The following is a 16,490-nucleotide window of genomic DNA, read 5'->3' on the forward strand; positions in this document are numbered from 1 at the left end:
GGCGTCTCGAAGGACAAGGCGGCGGTCAGTACGCGTATTCCTTGAACACCGGATCGACGGAGCCGTTCCAGCGGCCGTGATACGCTTCCAGCAGCTCCTCGGCCGGGGTGCGGTCGGCCTGGGCGATGGCGACCAGCGTGTCGAGGAAATGCGTCTCGTCGTCGCCCATCGAATCGCGCTGGGCGCGGTTGCGCAGGCCGACGCGGGCGATCTTCAGGCATTCCAGGGCGATGTCGCGCACCGTGCCGTGCTGGAAGGGGGTTTTCAGCCCCAGGCGCGGCACCGAATCGCGCAGGGTCTGGTGATCCTCCAGCGACCAGCTCTTGCACAGATCCCAGGCGGCGTTCAGCGCCGTGTCGTCATACAGCAGCCCGACCCAGAAGGCCGGTAGAGCGCAGATGCGCCGCCATGGCCCGCCATCGGCGCCGCGCATCTCCAGGAAGCGCTTCAACCGCACTTCCGGGAACACGGTGGTCATATGGTCGGTCCAGTCGCCAAGGCCGGGAATCTCGCCGGGGCGGCCCGGCAGGCGGCCATCGATAAAGTCACGGAACGATTGGCCAGCGACATCGACATAGTCGCCGTCGCGGTAGATGAAGTACATCGGCACGTCGAGCATGTAGTCGACATAGCGCTCGAACCCCATGCCGTCCTCGAACACGAAGGGCAGGATGCCGCAGCGATCCGGGTCGGTGTCGGTCCAGATATGGCTGCGGAAGCTTTGAAAGCCGTTCGGCTTGCCCTCGGTGAAGGGGGAGTTGGCGAACAGTGCGGTGGCGATGGGCTGCAAGGCCAGGCTGACGCGGAATTTCTTCACCATGTCCGCCTCGTCCTGGAAATCCAGGTTGGTCTGGATGGTGCAGGTGCGCAGCATCATGTCGAGGCCCAGGCTGCCCTTCTTCGGCATATAGTCGCGCATGATCTTGTAGCGCCCCTTGGGCATCCACGGGATATCCGCGCGCGGCCATTTCGGGTTGAAGCCCAGGCCCATCATGCCGGCGCCGATCTCGCCGCAGATTTCCTTCACCTGGGCCAGGTGCTGATGCACCTCGGAGCAGGTCTGGTGCAGCGTCTCCAGCGGCGCGCCCGACAGCTCGAACTGGCCGCCCGGCTCCAGCGTGATGGCGCATTTATCGGCGTTGGAGAGCGCGATGATCTTGCCGTTCTCGCGGATCGGCTCCCAACCGAAGCGCAGCATGCCTTCCAGAATGGCGCCGATGCCGTTCGGCCCGTCATAGGGCAACGGCCGCAGGCTCTTCAGGTCATAGGCGAATTTTTCGTGCTCTGTGCCGATGCGCCAGTCGGATTTCGGCTTCGAGCCGCCTTCCAGATATTCCACCAATTGCCGCTTGTCGGTGATCGGTTCACCGCGACTCTCGGGCGGACGGGACATGGGATGGTTCCTTGGCTGGAGAGATGGCTTCTTATGGCCGCACGGCCCGGCGATAGGCTCGTTGTTACCCTTTAAATGCAGGCCGTTCTTGTCGCCAATCGCCGGCGACGGCCTGGAAGCAGGCCAACGCCGCCAGGGCGGCCGTATCGGCGCGCAACACCCGGGGGCCCAGGCTGACGGCGGTAACAAAAGGGAGTTTCCGCAACCCGTCAAGTTCAGTTTCCGTGAACCCGCCCTCCGGACCGATCAATACAGCATTTCCCGAAACGACATTGTCTGACAGCGCCTGCGCCACGGGTATGCCGCCGCCGGTCTCGTCGCAGACGATCAGCCGCCGCCCCGCCGGCCAGGAGGCCAGCGCCGCCTCCAGCTTCGTCGCGGCCATAACCATCGGCACGGTCAGGCGTTCCGACTGCTCGGCCGCCTCGATGGCGTTGGCGCGCAGCCTGTCTTCGTTTACCCGCGAGACGTTGGTGCGCTGGGTGAAGACCGGCCACAGGGCGGACACGCCCAGCTCCGTCGCCTTTTCCGCCAGGAAGTCGATGCGGGCATGCTTCACCGGGGCGAAGACGAGCCACAAATCGGGCTCATCCGCCTGCGGGCGCAATTGGCGCGCGAGGGTCAGAAGGGCGGCGGATTTGCCCAGCTCGACAATCTCCGCCAGCCATTCGCCGTCGCGGCCGTTGAACAGGGCCACCTTGTCTCCCGGCGTCAGCCGCAGCACGCTGCGCAGGTAGTGCGCCTGCTCCTTCGGCAGGGCCACGGGCTGGCCCGGCTGGAGGCTCTCGCCAGTATGGAGGCGGGTCTGATACAAACTGGCCATGATCGCCACGCGCAATGAGGGGTCGGTCGGTTCGGCCGAACAGTAACCCATGCAGGATAAGGCCGGAAGTTTCCCGGAGGACGCCTCGGAAGGCCGCATCGACATCCCGGCGGATGGCTGGGTCGAGCGCTGGGCGCCCGCCTGGTCGCGCGCCTATCTGCGGCTGGGCCGCTTCGACCGGCCGATCGGCACCTGGCTGCTGCTGATCCCCTGCTGGTGGGGCCAGGCGCTGGCGACGGCTGAAACGCAGGGGGGCTGGCCCGATCCGCTGCTGATGGCGCTGTTCGTCGTCGGCTCGCTGGCGATGCGGGCGGCGGGCTGCACGGTGAACGACCTGGCCGACCGCGACATCGACCGGAAGGTGGCGCGCACCCGCACACGGCCGCTGGCCAGCGGTGCGCTGTCGGTGCGGCAAGGCTTGGCCTTCATGGCGGCGATGTGCGCCATCGGCCTGGCCGTGCTGCTGAGCCTGAATCCCTATTGCTGGGCGCTGGGGGCCGGCGTGGTCGGGCTGATCGTGCTGTACCCCTTCATGAAGCGCATCACCTACTGGCCGCAATTCGTGCTGGGCGTCACCTTCAACTGGGGCGTGCTGGTTGGCTATGCGGCCGTCGCCGGCGAGTTGCAGGCCAGCGCGCTGATCCTGTATGCCGCCGGCATCGCCTGGACGCTGGGCTATGACACGATCTACGCGCACCAGGACAAGGAGGATGATCTGAAGGTCGGGGTCAAATCCTCCGCCCTGGCGCTGGGCGGGAACACCCGGCCGGCGCTCTACGCCTTCTATGCGCTGACGCTGGCCGGCATCGGGCTGGCGGGGTGGCAGGCCGGCCTGTCCTGGGTGTTCTGGGCCGGGCTGGGGCTGGCGGCGGCGCAGCTTGCGTGGCAGGCCGCACGGGTCGATATCGACGATCCGGCCGATTGCCTGGCTAAATTCAAGTCGAACCGCGATTTCGGCCTCATTGTCCTGGCGGCCCTGGCGGCCGGTCAGGTCATGGCGTGATCGACGATCCGGCGCGCTTCATCCTCGACAACACCAAGCTCGGCGCCACCGCCCTGGTGCCGGAAATCCGCCTTTACCTCGCCGCCGCCGCCCTGCCGCTCTGGGAGATGACCGAGGCGGCCCTGGAGCGGACCGGCCTGCCGCCGCCCTACTGGGCCTTCGCCTGGCCGGGCGGGCAGGCGATCGCCCGGCTGTTGCTCGACCGGCCGGAACTGGTGCGCGGCAAGATCGTGCTGGATCTCGGAGCCGGCGGTGGCATCGGCGGCATCGCGGCGATGCAAAGCGGCGCCGTTCGCGTGCAGGGCAACGATATCGACGCGTTCGCCCTGGCCGCGCTGGCCTTGAACGCCGCCGCCAATGGCGTGTCCGTAGAGACCATCGGCGCGGATTTGCTGGACCGGCCAGCCCCGCGCTGCGACCTGATCCTGGCCGGCGATCTATGCTACGAGAAGCCGATGGCCGGCCGGGTGCTGGCCTGGCTGCGCGCCGCCTCGGCCGCCGGGACGCTGGTGCTGCTGGGCGATCCCGGCCGCGCCTACGCCCCGTCCGACGGGCTGGAGAAGCTGGTGGAGTACGACGTGCCGGTCAGCCTGGACCTGGAGGACCGGGAGATTCGCCAGACGGCGGTATGGCGGGTTTTGGCTCGCTAGACCGCCGCCTTATGCTTCGAGACAAGGGGGCGACGCCGCCGTGCGGCGCTGGCCTTGTTTCATGTCCGGGACCATTTACAGACACGTTCCGTTATGCTTCTAAAGCGCCGCGTTTCCGTTTCCGCTCAACCTCCAGGGATTTCCGTCATGGCCGCCTTCAAGACCCTCGACGATCTCTCCGTCGCCGGCAAGCGCGTGCTGGTGCGCGCCGATCTGAACGTGCCGATGCAGGACGGCAAGGTGACCGACGCGACCCGCATCGCCCGCGTCGCCCCGACCATTGAGGAGCTGGCGAAGAAGGGCGCCAAGGTGATCGTGCTGTCGCATTTCGGTCGCCCCAAGGGCAAGCCGGCCCCGGAATTCTCGCTGAAGCCGCTGGTGCCGGCGCTGTCCGCCGCGCTGGGCGGCCGCAAGGTCGAATTCGGCGCGGAATGCCTGGGCCCGGCGGCGCAGGCCGTGGTTTCCCGCATGCAGAATGGCGATGTCGTACTGCTGGAAAACACCCGTTTCTACGCCGGCGAGGAAAAGAACTCCCCGGAAATGGCGGCCGAACTGGCCGGCCTGGGCGATATTTACGTGAATGACGCCTTTTCCGCCGCGCACCGCGCCCATGCCTCCACCGAAGGCGTGGCCCGGCTGCTGCCGTCCGCCGCCGGCCGCATGATGCAGCAGGAGCTGGAGGCGCTGGAAAAGGCGCTGACCAAACCGGCGCGCCCGGTCATGGCGGTGATCGGCGGGGCCAAGGTTTCGACCAAGCTTGAGTTGCTGGGCAATCTGGTCGCCAAGGTCGACAAGCTGGCGATCGGCGGCGGCATGGCCAACACCTTCCTCTATGCCCAGGGCGTGGAGGTCGGCAAGTCGCTGTGCGAGCGCGATCTCGCCAATACAGCCCGCGCTATTCTGAAGAAAGCCAAGGCCGGCAATTGCACCATCCTGTTGCAGAGCGACGCGGTGATCGCCGACACGCTGGCCGCCGGAATCGAGACGGCGGTTGTCGGGGTCGACGCGGTGCCGGCGGACAAGATGATCCTGGATATCGGCCCGGCCACCCAGCTGGTCTGGGAGCGCGAGATGGCGGAATGCCAGACGCTGGTCTGGAACGGCCCGGTCGGCGCGTTCGAGACCGCGCCCTTCGACCAGGGCACCACGGCGCTGGCGCAAGCCGCCGCGCGCCTCACCCAAAGCGGCAATTTGCTGTCGGTCGCCGGCGGCGGCGACACGGTGGCGGCGCTGGCCCATGCCGGGGTGGAGGAGAAATTCACCTATGTCTCCAGCGCCGGCGGCGCGTTCCTGGAATGGCTGGAAGGCAAGACCCTGCCGGGCGTGGCGGCGCTGTCGGCATGAGGCGGCGCATGGTGGTTTGCGCGGCAACCTTGTAACAAGCATCGATCAGGACTATCTTATAAGACATGTTGCAACCGTTAGCGGCCCCGCCGCCCCCCGTGAATGCCTCCCCGACCGTCGTGCCTCCGCGCCCAGCGGAGCTTCGCGGCGAGCAGGTGCAGGTGATTCGCGATGCGGTGCCCAACACCAAGCAGACTGCGGAAAAGCCGCGCCAGGACGAGCGGGCGCGGGAGAATGAGCAGCAGAATGGCGGTCGTCTGTTCGATGCCAGCGGCTCCTATGTCGCGCGCAGCAATCGCGGTTCGCAGCTCGACGTCACCGTTTAGGTTTTCCGCGTTTCGGTTTTTCGACGCCCCCATCGGGCAGGCCGGCTCCCGCGCAGGCGGACGCCGGCTTTTTAATGCTTGCCGCCGCCGCGAAACGCCGCCAAATCTAGCCGCATGAGCCGCCAGCCGTCCGATATGCTGCCCGCGGAGTCCCCACGCGGGCCGATCAACAGCCGTATCCCCGATGGCGATAATCGGCCGCGCCTGGTCTGCGACGAGTGCGGCTTCATCCATTACGAGAATCCGAAGATCGTCGTCGGCGCGGTGTGTCTGCACGAGGATAAGCTGTTGCTGTGCCGCCGGGCGATCCATCCGCGCCGGGGCTATTGGACCCTGCCGGCCGGCTATCTGGAGCTGAACGAGAGCACGGAGGCCGGGGCCGCCCGCGAGGCGCGGGAGGAGGCGCTGGCCGAAATCGCCATCGACCGGCTGCTCGCCGTCTATTCCATCCCGCGCATCAGCCAGGTGCAGCTGATCTACCGCGCCCGTCTGGCCCGCCCGGATTTCGGCGTCGGCGAGGAATCGCTGGAGGTGGCGCTGTTCGGCTGGGATGACATTCCCTGGGATGACATCGCCTTTCCCAGCGTCCATTGGGCATTGGCCCATTATCGTGAAACCGCCCATTTGGCCGATTTTCCGCCTTTCGGCAATCCTCCCGGCGCTACCGGAAATTACTGAACGCATGAGCCGTAAATACGCAGATCGCGCCGTTGCCCTGGCTGCGCTGGACGCCGTTATCGAGCGCCGCCAGCCGCTGGAGGAGGCGTTCGACGCCGCCGCCGAGGCGTCGCCGGCGCTGTCCTCGCGCGACCGCGCCTTCGCCCGCATCATGGCGGCGACCACGCTGAAGCGGCTGGGTCAGATCGACGCGCTGCTGGAGCAATGCCTGGAACGCAAGCTGCCCTCGTCCGCGGCGCCGGCGCGCAACGCGCTGCGGCTGGGCGCGGCGCAGCTGCTGTTCCTGGAGGTTTCGCCGCACGCCGCCATCGATTCGATGGTCAGTCTGCTGGACCATTCCCGCTATGCCGGCTTCAAGGGGCTGGTGAACGCGATTCTGCGCCGGCTGACGCGCGATGGCGTTGCCCTGCTGGCCGTGCAGGACGCGGCGGCGCTGAACCTGCCGGACTGGCTGTGGCATAGCTGGGTGAAGACCTATGGCGAGGAAACCGCGCGCGCCGTCGCGGCGGCCAACCTGACCGACCCGCCCCTCGACATTCAGCCCAGGACGAACGGGGCGCTCTGGGCCGAGCGGCTGGAGGGGCGGCTGCTGCCGACCGGCACCATCCGGCGCGGCTTCGGCGGCAGCATCGTCGAGCTGCCGGGATATGAGGAGGGGGCCTGGTGGATCCAGGACGCCGCCGCCTCGCTGCCGGCGCGCCTGCTGGGCGAGGTGGCGGGCAAGAGCGTGATCGACCTGTGCGCCGCGCCGGGCGGCAAGACTGCGCAACTGGCGGCGGCCGGGGCGGCGGTTACCGCCGTCGACCGCTCCGCCAAACGGATGGAGCGGCTGGACCGCAATATGCGCCGCCTGGGTTTCGCCGTCACCGCCATCGCCGCCGACGCCACAAGCTGGCGGCCGGGCGCGCCGGTCGATGCGGTGCTGCTGGATGCGCCCTGCAGCGCCACTGGCACGATCCGCCGCCATCCCGACGTGGCGCTGGGCAAGACCCCGGCCGACATCGCCAAGCTGGCCGCCCTGCAGGACCGCCTGCTGGTCAACGCGCTCGCCATGCTGAAGCCGGGCGGGGTGCTGGTCTACGCCACCTGCTCCCTGCAACCGGAGGAGGGCGAGCAGCGCATCGAGGCGCTGCTGGCCGCCGGGCCGGATGCGGCGCGCCTGCCCGTCGAGGCGGCGGAGATCGGCGGCTGGGCGGAATGCATTACCGCTGCTGGCGACCTGCGCACGCTGCCCTGCCATCTGGCCGCCGAGGGCGGGCTGGACGGATTCTTCGCCGCGCGCTTGCAGCGACATGGTTAAAGGATTAAGGAACCCTGCATGTCCCGACCCGTAAAGATCGCCCCATCCATCCTCTCCGCCGATTTCGCCCGGCTGGGCGACGAAGTGCGCGCCATCACCGAGGCGGGGGCGGATTATGTGCATGTCGATGTGATGGACGGCCATTTCGTGCCCAACCTGACCATCGGACCGCTGGTGGTGAAGGCGCTGCGCGCCTATAGCGACCTGCCGTTCGACGTGCATCTGATGATCCAGCCGGTCGACCCTTTCGTGGAGGCGTTCGCCGAGGCCGGGGCCGACATCATCAGCTTCCATCCGGAGGCCGGGCCGCACCCGCACCGCACCGTCCAGCTCATCAAGTCGCTGGGCAAGAAGGCCGGTCTCGTGCTGAACCCGGCCACGCCCGTCGAAGCCGTGGAATATCTGCTGGGCGATATCGATTTGATCCTGGTGATGAGCGTCAATCCGGGTTTCGGCGGGCAGGGCTTCATATCCAGCCAGCTCGACAAGATTGCGCGGCTGCGCCGGATGATCGACGATAGCGGCCGGGAGATCGAGCTGGAGGTGGATGGCGGCATCAACACCCGCACGGCCCCCCAGGCGATCGCCGCCGGCGCCGATGTGCTGGTGGCGGGCACGGCGACCTTCGCCGGTGGGCCCACGGCCTACGGAGCCAATATCCGGACCTTGAGGGGCGATTGAGCCTTGAGCGCGGAACGCGACGGTGCTGGCAGGAATGGCGGTCTCTGGCGGACCGTGCAGTCCTTTACCTTCGGCACGCCGCTCTACCGCTACATGCTGTCGGGCAAGGTGCCGGAAAGCCTGCGCCCGGTGCCGACCGACACCTGGCCCGGCGATTCCGATCATGGCCGGCTGATCATCGAGGGCCGCTTCTCGCTGCTGGGCCATGTGGTGATGATGTCGGTCGACCCGATGGCCGAGGATGTCTGGGTGCCGGCCGGCACCACGGGCGACTGGCAGGCGACGCTGAACGGCTTTTCCTGGCTGCGCGACCTGCGCCAGGTCGGCGGCGACACGGCTCGGCGACGCGCGCGGGAACTGGTCGCCGACTGGATCGACCGCTATGGCGAATGGGACGGCTTCGTGTGGGAGCCGGATATTCTGGGCGAGCGCATCGCCAACTGGATCGGCCATTACGATTTCTTCTGCGCCAGCGCCGACGATGAATTCCGCCACCGTTTTCTCGACAGCCTGGCCCGCCAGGCCCGGCATCTGGCCCGCATCTGCGGCGGCGAGCCGGGCAGCGGGGCGATCAAGTCGGCCAAGGGGCTGATTTATGCCGGCAGCGCGCTGGGCGAGTGCGACAAGCTGATCGGCCAGGGCATCAAGCAATTGCAGAATGCGCTGCCGCGCCAGGTTCTGGGCGATGGCTGCCATGTCTCGCGCAGCCCGTCGCGGCATCTCTATGTCCTGCGCGACCTGATCGATATCCGTGCCTGCCTGCGCGCCGCCAGCGTTGAGATTCCCCCGGTGCTGGACAGCGCCATCGAGCGGATGGCGGCGATGCTGCGCTTCTTCCGGCACGGCGATGGCGGCCTCGTGCTGTTCAACGACAGCAACGAGGAGGATTTCCTGCTGATCGACGCGGTGCTGGCGCAGTCGGAAGCGAAGATCAAGCCGCTGACCGATCCCGGCGCCTCCGGTTTCCACCGGCTCGCCGCCAGCCGCACGCTGGTGGTGATGGATGCCGGCATGCCCAGCGACATCGATGGCTGCGCCCATGCCGGGCTGCTCTCCTTCGAGATGAGCGTCGGCAAGGAAAGGCTGATCGTGAATTGCGGCGCGGCGGCCGGCCGGCCCGACTGGAATCTGGCGCAGCGCGCCACGGCCGCTCATTCCACCCTGGTGGTCGACGATGTGAACGCCGTCGAGATCCTGGCCGATGGCAGCCTGGGCCACGGTCCGACCGAGGTGCATGGCGACCGGCAGGAACAGGACGGCAATATGTGGGTCGAGGCCAGCCATGACGGCTATGCCGACCGGCTGATGCTGACCCATCGCCGCCGGCTCTATCTTTCCGCCGACGGCGACGATCTGCGCGGCGAGGATATCGTCACCGGGTCGGGCGGCACCGTCTTCACCATCCGCTTTCATCTGCATCCCAAGGTGAAGGCCTCGGTCAGCCAGAATGGGGCGATGGCGCTGCTGCGCCTGTCCAGCGGGCTGGGTTGGAAGCTGCGCGCCATGGGCGGTGCGCTGGATGTGGCCGACAGCGTCTATCTCGGCCGGCGCGGCGAGATGAAGCGCTGCCAGCAGATCACCATCACCGGCGATCTTGGAGCCGGCGGCGCGCAGGTAAAATGGGCGCTGCGGCGCGAGGACAAGAAGGCATGAGCTGGTTGTGGGGCCTGGCCGCCCCGGCGGCGGTGCTGGCGCTGGCCGCGCTGGCGACGCGCGGGGTGCTGGCGGTGCTGCTGCGTCATGCGGTGCTGGATCATCCAAATCATCGCTCCAGCCACGCCGTGCCGGTGCCGCGCGGCGGCGGCATCGGCGTGATCGGCGCGGTGCTGGCCGGCTGGCTGGCCTATGGGCTGACCCAGCCGGCGCTGTTGCTGCCGCTGAGCCTGGTTCTGGCGGCGGCGGTCATGCTGGCCATCGTCTCCTTCATCGACGATCTGCGTGATCTGAAGGCGTTGACCCGCATTCTGTTTCAGCTGTTCGCCGTGCTGATCGGCATGCTGGTGATCGCCGAGCGCGGACTGGTATTCCAGGGGCTGTTGCCGCCGATACTGGATATCTTTGCGGCCGCGCTGCTGTGGCTGTGGTTCGTCAATCTGTTCAATTTCATGGATGGCATCGACGGGCTGGCCGGGCTGGAGGCGATCTGCTTGTCGGTCGGGCTGGTGCTGGCCGGCGCGCTTGTCGATCTGGAGGCCCCGGCGCTGATGCTGGCCGCCGCCGCCGCCGGGTTCCTGCTGTTCAACTGGCATCCGGCGCGGGTCTTCCTGGGCGATGTCGGCAGCGTGCCGCTGGGCTATCTGCTGGGCTTTCTGCTGCTCGCCGCGGCCGCCGGCGGCGCTTGGGCGGCGGCGCTGATCCTGCCGCTCTATTATCTGGCCGATGCCAGCATCACGCTGCTCCGCCGGGTGCTGCGCGGGGAGAAGTTCTGGCACGGCCATCGCGAGCATTTCTATCAGCAGGCGGTGCGGCGCGGCTTCAGCCATGCCGTCGTGGGGCAGGCGGTGCTGGCTGGCAATATGGCGCTGATCGGCCTCGCGCTGCTGGCTGGACAGGGCTATGCGCTCCCCGCGCTGGCGGGCGCGGCGGTGGCGGTCGGCGTATTGCTGGCCTGGATGGCCCGCGCCCAGCCGAAGCCGTGAAGGCAATGCCGCCGCCGGCGAGCAGCCCGTCATGACTGTGCTCCTCACCGGGGCGAACGGCTTCATTGGGCGCGCGATGGCCCGGCACTTTCAGGCGCTGGGCCGGCCGGTGCGCGGCGCGCTGCGCCGGCCGGTGGCGCTGCCCGAGGGGGTGGAGCCGGTCATCGTCGGCGAGATCGGGCCGGAGACGGATTGGACGGCGGCGCTGCGCGGCATCGACAGCGTAATCCATCTGGCGGCGCCGGCCGACCAGGGCGCGCTGGACGAGGCGACGCTCCGTCGCGTCACCGTGGCGGGTGGCGAAGCGCTGGCCGCCGCAGCGCGGGCGGCCGGTGTCCAGCGCTTCCTTCTGCTGAGCAGCGCCAAGGTCATGGGCGAGGAAACCCTGAGCGGGCAGCGGTTCCGCGACAGCGATACGCCCCGCCCGGTGACCGCCTATGCCCGCGCCAAGCTGGCGGCCGAGGAGGCGGTGCTGGCTGCCTTTCCCGGCGCATTGGTGCTGCGTCCGCCCCTGGTCTATGGCCCCGGAGTCGGGGGTAATTTCGCCAAGCTGCTCCGGTTGGCCGATATAGCGCCGCCGCCACCCTTCGGTGGTATCGACAATAGCCGGGCCATGCTGTATCTCGGTAATCTAGTAAGTGCTGTTGAACGGAGCCTCGATTCGGCGGAGGGCAGAGGGCAGCGGTTTCTGCTCCATGATGGCGCGGAAATTTCGGTCTCAACGCTGATTCGGCAATTGCGGCTTGCTCATGGGCGGTCGCCTCGATTGTTGCCCGGCGGCCGGACGCTTGTTCGCCTGCTGGCGGGGCGGGAGACCGCCCGGCGCTTGTGCGGCGGGTTTTCGTTGGACAGCGACAGATTTTTTGCAACTTTCGGCTGGCAACCGCCGTTTGATGTTCAGCACGCCCTCTACCTGACCGTATCAGGCCAGCAATTGTAATGGTTTATAGCCGGTCGTCGAAAGAGCGTGCTATTGTCCGCCACAAAGATCGAGAGCGAGGGTAACCTCCGCATGGCAAACGGAATACGGCAGTGACAGGCCGCCAAGTACAGCGGATTATTGTCACCTACCTACACGACATCGTCATGGCGGCGGCGTCGTTCCTGCTGGCGCTCTATCTGCGGCTCGGCGCGGATATGTTCAGCTACAGCCCGGCTGTGCTGTATCTCGGCCTTGCCCTGTTCACCGGGGTATCGGCGGCGGTCTTCGTGGCGCTGCGGCTGGACCGCGCGATCTGGCGCTACGCCTCGGTGTGCGATGTGGTGCAGATCATCCGCGCCGTCATTCTCAGCAACCTTATCTTCCTCGCCGCGCTGTTTCTGATCACCCGGCTGGAGGATGTGCCGCGCTCGCTGGTGGTCATCAATTTGTTCGTCATGACGGCGATGCTGGCCGGCCCCCGCCTGCTGTACCGCGTCATGAAGGATCGCGGCGTGCTGGGCGTGCTGGAGCGCGACGGCCAGCGCCGGGTGCCGGTTCTGCTGGTCGGCGCCGGCGACGAGGCCGATCTTTTCATTCGCGAAATGAGCCGCCTGCGCTTTGCCCCCTACCGGGTCGTCGGCGTGGTGGACCGCAAGGCCGGCCGGGTCGGGCGCAAGATTCGCGGCGTCGATGTGCTGGGCACCTTCGAGGATATGCCGGCCATTGTCGAAGCGTTGGATGCGCGCGGCGCCAAGCCGGAGCGCATGATCATCACGCCGCGCCGGGTCGATGGCGGGGATGTGCGCGAGTTGCTGGATATCGCCGACAAGCTGAGCATCAAGCTGTCTCGCCTGCCGCGCCTGACCAATCTGGAGGGCCGTTTCGATACCGAAATAGAAATCAAGCCGATCGATGTCGAGGATCTGCTGGGACGCCCGCAGACCGTGCTGAACCGCGACGCGGTTTCCGCGCTGATTTCCGGCCGACGGGTGCTGGTGACCGGTGCCGGCGGCACCATCGGCGGCGAACTGGTGCGCCAGATCAGCGATCTCGGCCCGTCGCGGCTGATCCTGCTCGATAATTCGGAATATCAGCTCTACGAGATCGATCTGGAGATGTCGGAGCGGCATCCGGAATTGTCGCGCGTCGCCATCCTGGGCGATGTGCGCGACCGCGTGCGCATGTCTGACGTATTCCGCCGGGAACGGCCGGAAGTGGTGTTCCACGCTGCCGCGCTGAAGCATGTGCCGATGGTCGAATCGAACCCGAACGAGGGCGTGCTGACCAATGTGATCGGCACCCGCAACGTCGCCGACGCCTGCATCGAGAGCGGCGTCGAGGCGATGGTGCTGATCTCCACCGACAAGGCCATCAATCCGGCCAGCGTGATGGGCGCCACCAAGCGCCTGGCGGAGGCCTATTGCCAGTCGCTGGATGTGCTGGAGCGCCGCCGCCCGGGCGGCCCGCGCACCCGCTTCACCACGGTGCGCTTCGGCAATGTGCTGGGTTCCACCGGATCGGTCGTGCCGCTGTTCCAGCGCCAGCTGTCGCGCGGCGGGCCGCTGACTGTCACCGACCCGGAGATGAAGCGCTATTTCCTCACCGTGCGCGAGGCGGTGGAGCTCGTGTTGCAGGCCTGCACCCTGAACGACCCGCATGTCGAGGAGGGTGGGGCCATCGTCGTGCTCGACATGGGCGAGCCGGTACGCATCTACGATCTGGCGCAGCAGATGATCCGGCTGGCCGGGCTGACCCCGCATGTCGATATCGAGATCGTCTTCACCGGCATGCGGCCGGGCGAGAAGCTGTATGAGGAGCTGTTCCACGGGGCGGAGGAGCTGCTGCCGACCAGCCTGAGCGGCCTGCAGATCGCCACGCCGCGCACAGCCGACCATGCGCTGCTCAGCCGCGCCTTCGACGAGCTGGGCGAATCGGCCCGCAACCGTCGCGGCGAGCAGACGCAGACGCTGATCCGCCGGCTGGTGCCGGAATATCAGGGCGACCAGATTCCGCTGCGCAAGGCCCAGCCTGGGGAATAGCGCCTGTCCGCCCCGCGCTGCGAAAGGGCTGCCGTGCTCGGTTTCTATCGACGAATGCCAGCCCCGATGCGCGGCGCGCTGATGATGCTGGTGGCGACCGCCGCCTTTGCCTGCATGCATGCCAGCATCCGCGCCGCCTCCACCGGGCTGCACCCGTTCGAGATCGCCTTCTTCCGCAATTTTTTCGCGCTGTTCTTCCTGCTGCCGGTGTTGATGCGCACCGGCTTCGGCGTGCTGCGCACCCAGCGGCTCGGCCTGTATGTGCTGCGCGGCACGCTGAACACGGCGGCGATGCTGGCCTTCTTCTTCGCCCTGTCGATCACCCCGCTAGTGCAGGTGACGGCCCTCAGCTTCACCGCCCCTTTGTTCGCCACGCTGGGGGCGGCGCTGATCTTGGGCGAGATGGTGCGCGGCCGGCGCTGGGCGGCGATCCTGATCGGCTTTGCCGGCACGCTGGTGATCCTGCGCCCCGGCCTGGTGGCGCTGGATACCGGTTCGATGCTGGTGATCGGCTCCTCGGCGATGTGGGCGCTGGCGATCCTGTGCATCAAGAAGCTGTCGGCCACCGAGACCAGCGTGGCGATCACCGTCTATATGGCGCTGGTCATGGCCCCGCTGACCGGCCTGGCGGCGCTGCCCTTCTGGCAATGGCCCAGCGGCGAGCAATATCTGATGCTGGGCTTCATCGCGCTGCTCGGCACCATCGCCCAGACCTGCATGAACCAGGCGCTGCACGAGGCCGACGCTTCGGCCGTGCTGCCGTTCGATTTCGCCAAGCTGATCTGGACCAGCATCCTGGGCTATGTGCTGTTCTTCGAAATTCCCGACCTATGGACCTATGTCGGCGGCGCCATGATCTTCGGCGCGGCCACCTATATCGGCATCCGCGAATCGCGGCTGAAACGCCAGGGCAAGCTGTAGGCTGCGACCATCCGGTGCTTGTCTCCGCCGCGCGCATGGTCTAGACGGTGCGCGAAATATCCGCCCTCGCTTATCATCGCTGGAGTTCTGCATGGCCGACGCCGATCTGGTAACCATCCGCCGCGCCCTGATTTCCGTGTCCGACAAGACCGGCCTGGTCGATCTCGGCCGTTTCCTGGCCGGCCAGGGGGTGGAAATCCTGTCGACCGGCGGCTCCGCCAAGGCGCTGGCCGCGGCCGGCGTGCCGGTGACGGAGGTGGCCGACCATACCGGGTTCCCGGAAATCATGGATGGCCGGGTGAAGACGCTGCACCCGACGATCCATGGCGGGCTGCTGGCGCGCCGCGACCTGGCTGAGCATATGCAGGCGATGGAAGCCAACGGCATTGCGCCGATCGATCTGCTGGTGGTCAACCTCTATCCGTTCGAGGCGACCATCGCCAAGGGCGCCGATTTCGACGAGGCCATCGAGAATATCGATATTGGCGGCCCGGCGATGATCCGCGCGGCGGCGAAGAATCACGGCTTCGTCTCCGTCGTGGTCGATGCCGCCGATTATCAGCCGCTGATCGACGAGATGACCGCCAATAAGGGCGCGGTCACGCTGGCGCTGCGCAAGAAGCTGGCCGCCACCGCTTATGCCCGCACCGGGGCTTATGACGCGGCGATTTCCACCTGGTTCGCCGGCCAGCTGGGCGATGCCTTCCCGCGCCGCATCGCTCTCGGCGGCGAGCTGAAGCAGGTGCTGCGCTATGGCGAGAATCCGCACCAGCAGGCCGCCTTCTATACCGGCGGCGCGCCGCGCCTGGGCGTGGCGACGGCGACGCAAATCCAGGGCAAGGAGCTGAGCTTCAACAATCTGAACGACACGGACGCGGCGTTCGAGCTGGTGTCCGAGTTCGATGGGCCGGCCGTCGCCATCATCAAGCACGCCAACCCCTGCGGCGTGGCGGAGGGCGACAGCATCGCCGACGCCTATGCCCGCGCCTTCCGCTGCGACCCGGTCAGCGCCTTTGGCGGCATCATCGCGGTGAACCGGACGCTGGACGCCGCCACGGCCGAGCAGATCTCGGCGATCTTCTCCGAAGTGGTGATCGCACCGGACGCCGATGAGGGCGCCAAAGCAGTGCTGGCGGCGAAGAAGAATCTTCGCCTGCTGCTGACCGGCGGCATGGCCGACCCGGCCGTGCCCGGCGTGACGCTGCGCTCGCTGGCCGGCGGTTACCTTCTGCAAAGCCGCGACAATGGCCGCATTTCGGCCAGCGATCTGAAGGTGGTGACCAAACGCCAGCCGACCGAGGCGGAGATCGCCGATCTGCTGTTCGCCTTCCGGGTCTGCAAGCATGTGAAGTCGAACGCCATCATCTACGCCAAGGACGGGGCCACCGTGGGCATCGGCGCCGGCCAGATGAGCCGCGTCGATTCCTCGCGTATCGCGGCGCGCAAATCGCTCGACGCCGCCCAGGCCGCCGGCGAGACCGAGGCCTGGACCAAGGGCTCCGTCGTCGCATCCGATGCCTTCTTCCCCTTCGCCGACGGCCTGATGGCCGCCGTCGAGGCCGGGGCGACCGCCATCATCCAGCCCGGCGGCTCCATGCGCGACGCGGAAGTCATCGCCGCCGCCGACCAGGCCGGCCTCGCCATGGTCTTCACCGGCATGCGCCACTTCCGGCACTGAGGGGGGACGGGTCAGAGTCGGCAATGGTTTCTCTCAAGCCGTCACCCCCGGCCTTGTGCCGGGGGTCCATGGTTCCGCCTGCTGGATGTCGGT

The 16,490-nt window shown here is 67.5% G+C and carries 15 protein-coding genes; 13 read left to right on the top strand and 2 right to left on the bottom strand.

Annotation, left to right across the window (positions count from 1 at the left end):
• Nucleotides 1-25: 25 nt before the first annotated feature.
• Nucleotides 26-1,393 (bottom strand): glutamate--cysteine ligase, encoded by a 1,368-nt coding sequence (locus AUP43_RS16315; RefSeq protein ID WP_067559570.1) that lies wholly within the window; start codon nucleotides 1,391-1,393, stop codon nucleotides 26-28.
• Nucleotides 1,394-1,457: 64 nt separating this feature from the next.
• Entirely contained in the window at nucleotides 1,458-2,216 is a 759-nt protein-coding gene (locus AUP43_RS16320) for a 16S rRNA (uracil(1498)-N(3))-methyltransferase (protein ID WP_067559603.1), read from the bottom strand.
• 49 nt (nucleotides 2,217-2,265) lie between these two features.
• Between AUP43_RS16320 and ubiA the strand changes: the two genes are divergently transcribed.
• The 13 genes from ubiA to purH all read left to right on the top strand — a co-directional run bounded on the left by ubiA (nucleotide 2,266) and on the right by purH (nucleotide 16,397).
• The gene (ubiA, locus tag AUP43_RS16325; RefSeq protein ID WP_067559573.1) at nucleotides 2,266-3,219 is read left to right on the top strand and encodes a 4-hydroxybenzoate octaprenyltransferase; all 954 of its coding nucleotides are present in this window, start codon (nucleotides 2,266-2,268) and stop codon (nucleotides 3,217-3,219) included.
• Complete coding sequence (locus tag AUP43_RS16330) at nucleotides 3,216-3,869, top strand: class I SAM-dependent methyltransferase (RefSeq protein ID WP_322096435.1); 654 nt, start codon at nucleotides 3,216-3,218, stop codon at nucleotides 3,867-3,869. The genes ubiA and AUP43_RS16330 overlap by 4 nt, the downstream gene beginning before the upstream one ends.
• A gap of 147 nt (nucleotides 3,870-4,016) precedes the next feature.
• Nucleotides 4,017-5,213, top strand: coding sequence for a phosphoglycerate kinase (locus tag AUP43_RS16335; protein WP_067559576.1), 1,197 nt, complete (start codon nucleotides 4,017-4,019; stop codon nucleotides 5,211-5,213).
• A 65-nt stretch (nucleotides 5,214-5,278) separates the two neighbouring features.
• Nucleotides 5,279-5,539: a hypothetical protein gene (locus tag AUP43_RS19130; RefSeq protein ID WP_157089395.1), complete on the top strand. Its 261-nt coding sequence runs from the start codon at nucleotides 5,279-5,281 to the stop codon at nucleotides 5,537-5,539.
• Between the two features lie 135 nt (nucleotides 5,540-5,674).
• Nucleotides 5,675-6,217, top strand: coding sequence for an NUDIX hydrolase (locus tag AUP43_RS16340; RefSeq protein WP_232315206.1), 543 nt, complete (start codon nucleotides 5,675-5,677; stop codon nucleotides 6,215-6,217).
• Between the two features lie 4 nt (nucleotides 6,218-6,221).
• Nucleotides 6,222-7,517, top strand: coding sequence for an RsmB/NOP family class I SAM-dependent RNA methyltransferase (locus AUP43_RS16345; protein ID WP_067559582.1), 1,296 nt, complete (start codon nucleotides 6,222-6,224; stop codon nucleotides 7,515-7,517).
• An 18-nt stretch (nucleotides 7,518-7,535) separates the two neighbouring features.
• A complete protein-coding gene (gene rpe, locus AUP43_RS16350) occupies nucleotides 7,536-8,198 on the top strand; it encodes a ribulose-phosphate 3-epimerase (protein WP_067559585.1) in 663 nt (220 codons plus the stop codon).
• A gap of 3 nt (nucleotides 8,199-8,201) precedes the next feature.
• Nucleotides 8,202-9,851 (top strand): heparinase II/III family protein, encoded by a 1,650-nt coding sequence (locus AUP43_RS16355; RefSeq protein WP_067559588.1) that lies wholly within the window; start codon nucleotides 8,202-8,204, stop codon nucleotides 9,849-9,851.
• Nucleotides 9,848-10,837: an MraY family glycosyltransferase gene (locus AUP43_RS16360; RefSeq protein ID WP_198154949.1), complete on the top strand. Its 990-nt coding sequence runs from the start codon at nucleotides 9,848-9,850 to the stop codon at nucleotides 10,835-10,837. Before AUP43_RS16355 ends, AUP43_RS16360 begins: the two co-directional genes overlap by 4 nt.
• 31 nt (nucleotides 10,838-10,868) lie before the next feature.
• On the top strand, nucleotides 10,869-11,777 hold the full coding sequence (locus AUP43_RS16365) for an NAD-dependent epimerase/dehydratase family protein (protein WP_067559591.1): 909 nt from the start codon (nucleotides 10,869-10,871) through the stop codon (nucleotides 11,775-11,777).
• 92 nt (nucleotides 11,778-11,869) lie between these two features.
• Nucleotides 11,870-13,798, top strand: coding sequence for a polysaccharide biosynthesis protein (locus tag AUP43_RS16370; protein WP_198154950.1), 1,929 nt, complete (start codon nucleotides 11,870-11,872; stop codon nucleotides 13,796-13,798).
• Nucleotides 13,799-13,852: 54 nt separating this feature from the next.
• Entirely contained in the window at nucleotides 13,853-14,719 is an 867-nt protein-coding gene (locus AUP43_RS16375; RefSeq protein WP_232315207.1) for a DMT family transporter, read from the top strand.
• A 91-nt stretch (nucleotides 14,720-14,810) separates the two neighbouring features.
• Entirely contained in the window at nucleotides 14,811-16,397 is a 1,587-nt protein-coding gene (purH, locus tag AUP43_RS16380; protein ID WP_067559600.1) for a bifunctional phosphoribosylaminoimidazolecarboxamide formyltransferase/IMP cyclohydrolase, read from the top strand.
• Nucleotides 16,398-16,490 lie beyond the last annotated feature (93 nt).

This window comes from Oceanibaculum pacificum, from assembly GCF_001618175.1.
Classification (GTDB): Bacteria; Pseudomonadota; Alphaproteobacteria; order Oceanibaculales; family Oceanibaculaceae; genus Oceanibaculum; species Oceanibaculum pacificum.

What these genes read in the sequence shown, in the direction of transcription:
- AUP43_RS16315 (WP_067559570.1), bottom strand. Translation starts at nt 1,393, where the DNA reads ATGTCCCGTCCGCCCGAGAGTCGCGGTGAACCGATCACCGACAAGCGG.
- AUP43_RS16320 (WP_067559603.1), bottom strand. Translation starts at nt 2,216, where the DNA reads ATGGCCAGTTTGTATCAGACCCGCCTCCATACTGGCGAGAGCCTCCAG.
- ubiA (WP_067559573.1), top strand. Translation starts at nt 2,266, where the DNA reads ATGCAGGATAAGGCCGGAAGTTTCCCGGAGGACGCCTCGGAAGGCCGC.
- AUP43_RS16335 (WP_067559576.1), top strand. Translation starts at nt 4,017, where the DNA reads ATGGCCGCCTTCAAGACCCTCGACGATCTCTCCGTCGCCGGCAAGCGC.
- AUP43_RS19130 (WP_157089395.1), top strand. Translation starts at nt 5,279, where the DNA reads ATGTTGCAACCGTTAGCGGCCCCGCCGCCCCCCGTGAATGCCTCCCCG.
- AUP43_RS16340 (WP_232315206.1), top strand. Translation starts at nt 5,675, where the DNA reads ATGCTGCCCGCGGAGTCCCCACGCGGGCCGATCAACAGCCGTATCCCC.
- AUP43_RS16345 (WP_067559582.1), top strand. Translation starts at nt 6,222, where the DNA reads ATGAGCCGTAAATACGCAGATCGCGCCGTTGCCCTGGCTGCGCTGGAC.
- rpe (WP_067559585.1), top strand. Translation starts at nt 7,536, where the DNA reads ATGTCCCGACCCGTAAAGATCGCCCCATCCATCCTCTCCGCCGATTTC.
- AUP43_RS16360 (WP_198154949.1), top strand. Translation starts at nt 9,848, where the DNA reads ATGAGCTGGTTGTGGGGCCTGGCCGCCCCGGCGGCGGTGCTGGCGCTG.
- AUP43_RS16365 (WP_067559591.1), top strand. Translation starts at nt 10,869, where the DNA reads ATGACTGTGCTCCTCACCGGGGCGAACGGCTTCATTGGGCGCGCGATG.
- AUP43_RS16375 (WP_232315207.1), top strand. Translation starts at nt 13,853, where the DNA reads ATGCCAGCCCCGATGCGCGGCGCGCTGATGATGCTGGTGGCGACCGCC.
- purH (WP_067559600.1), top strand. Translation starts at nt 14,811, where the DNA reads ATGGCCGACGCCGATCTGGTAACCATCCGCCGCGCCCTGATTTCCGTG.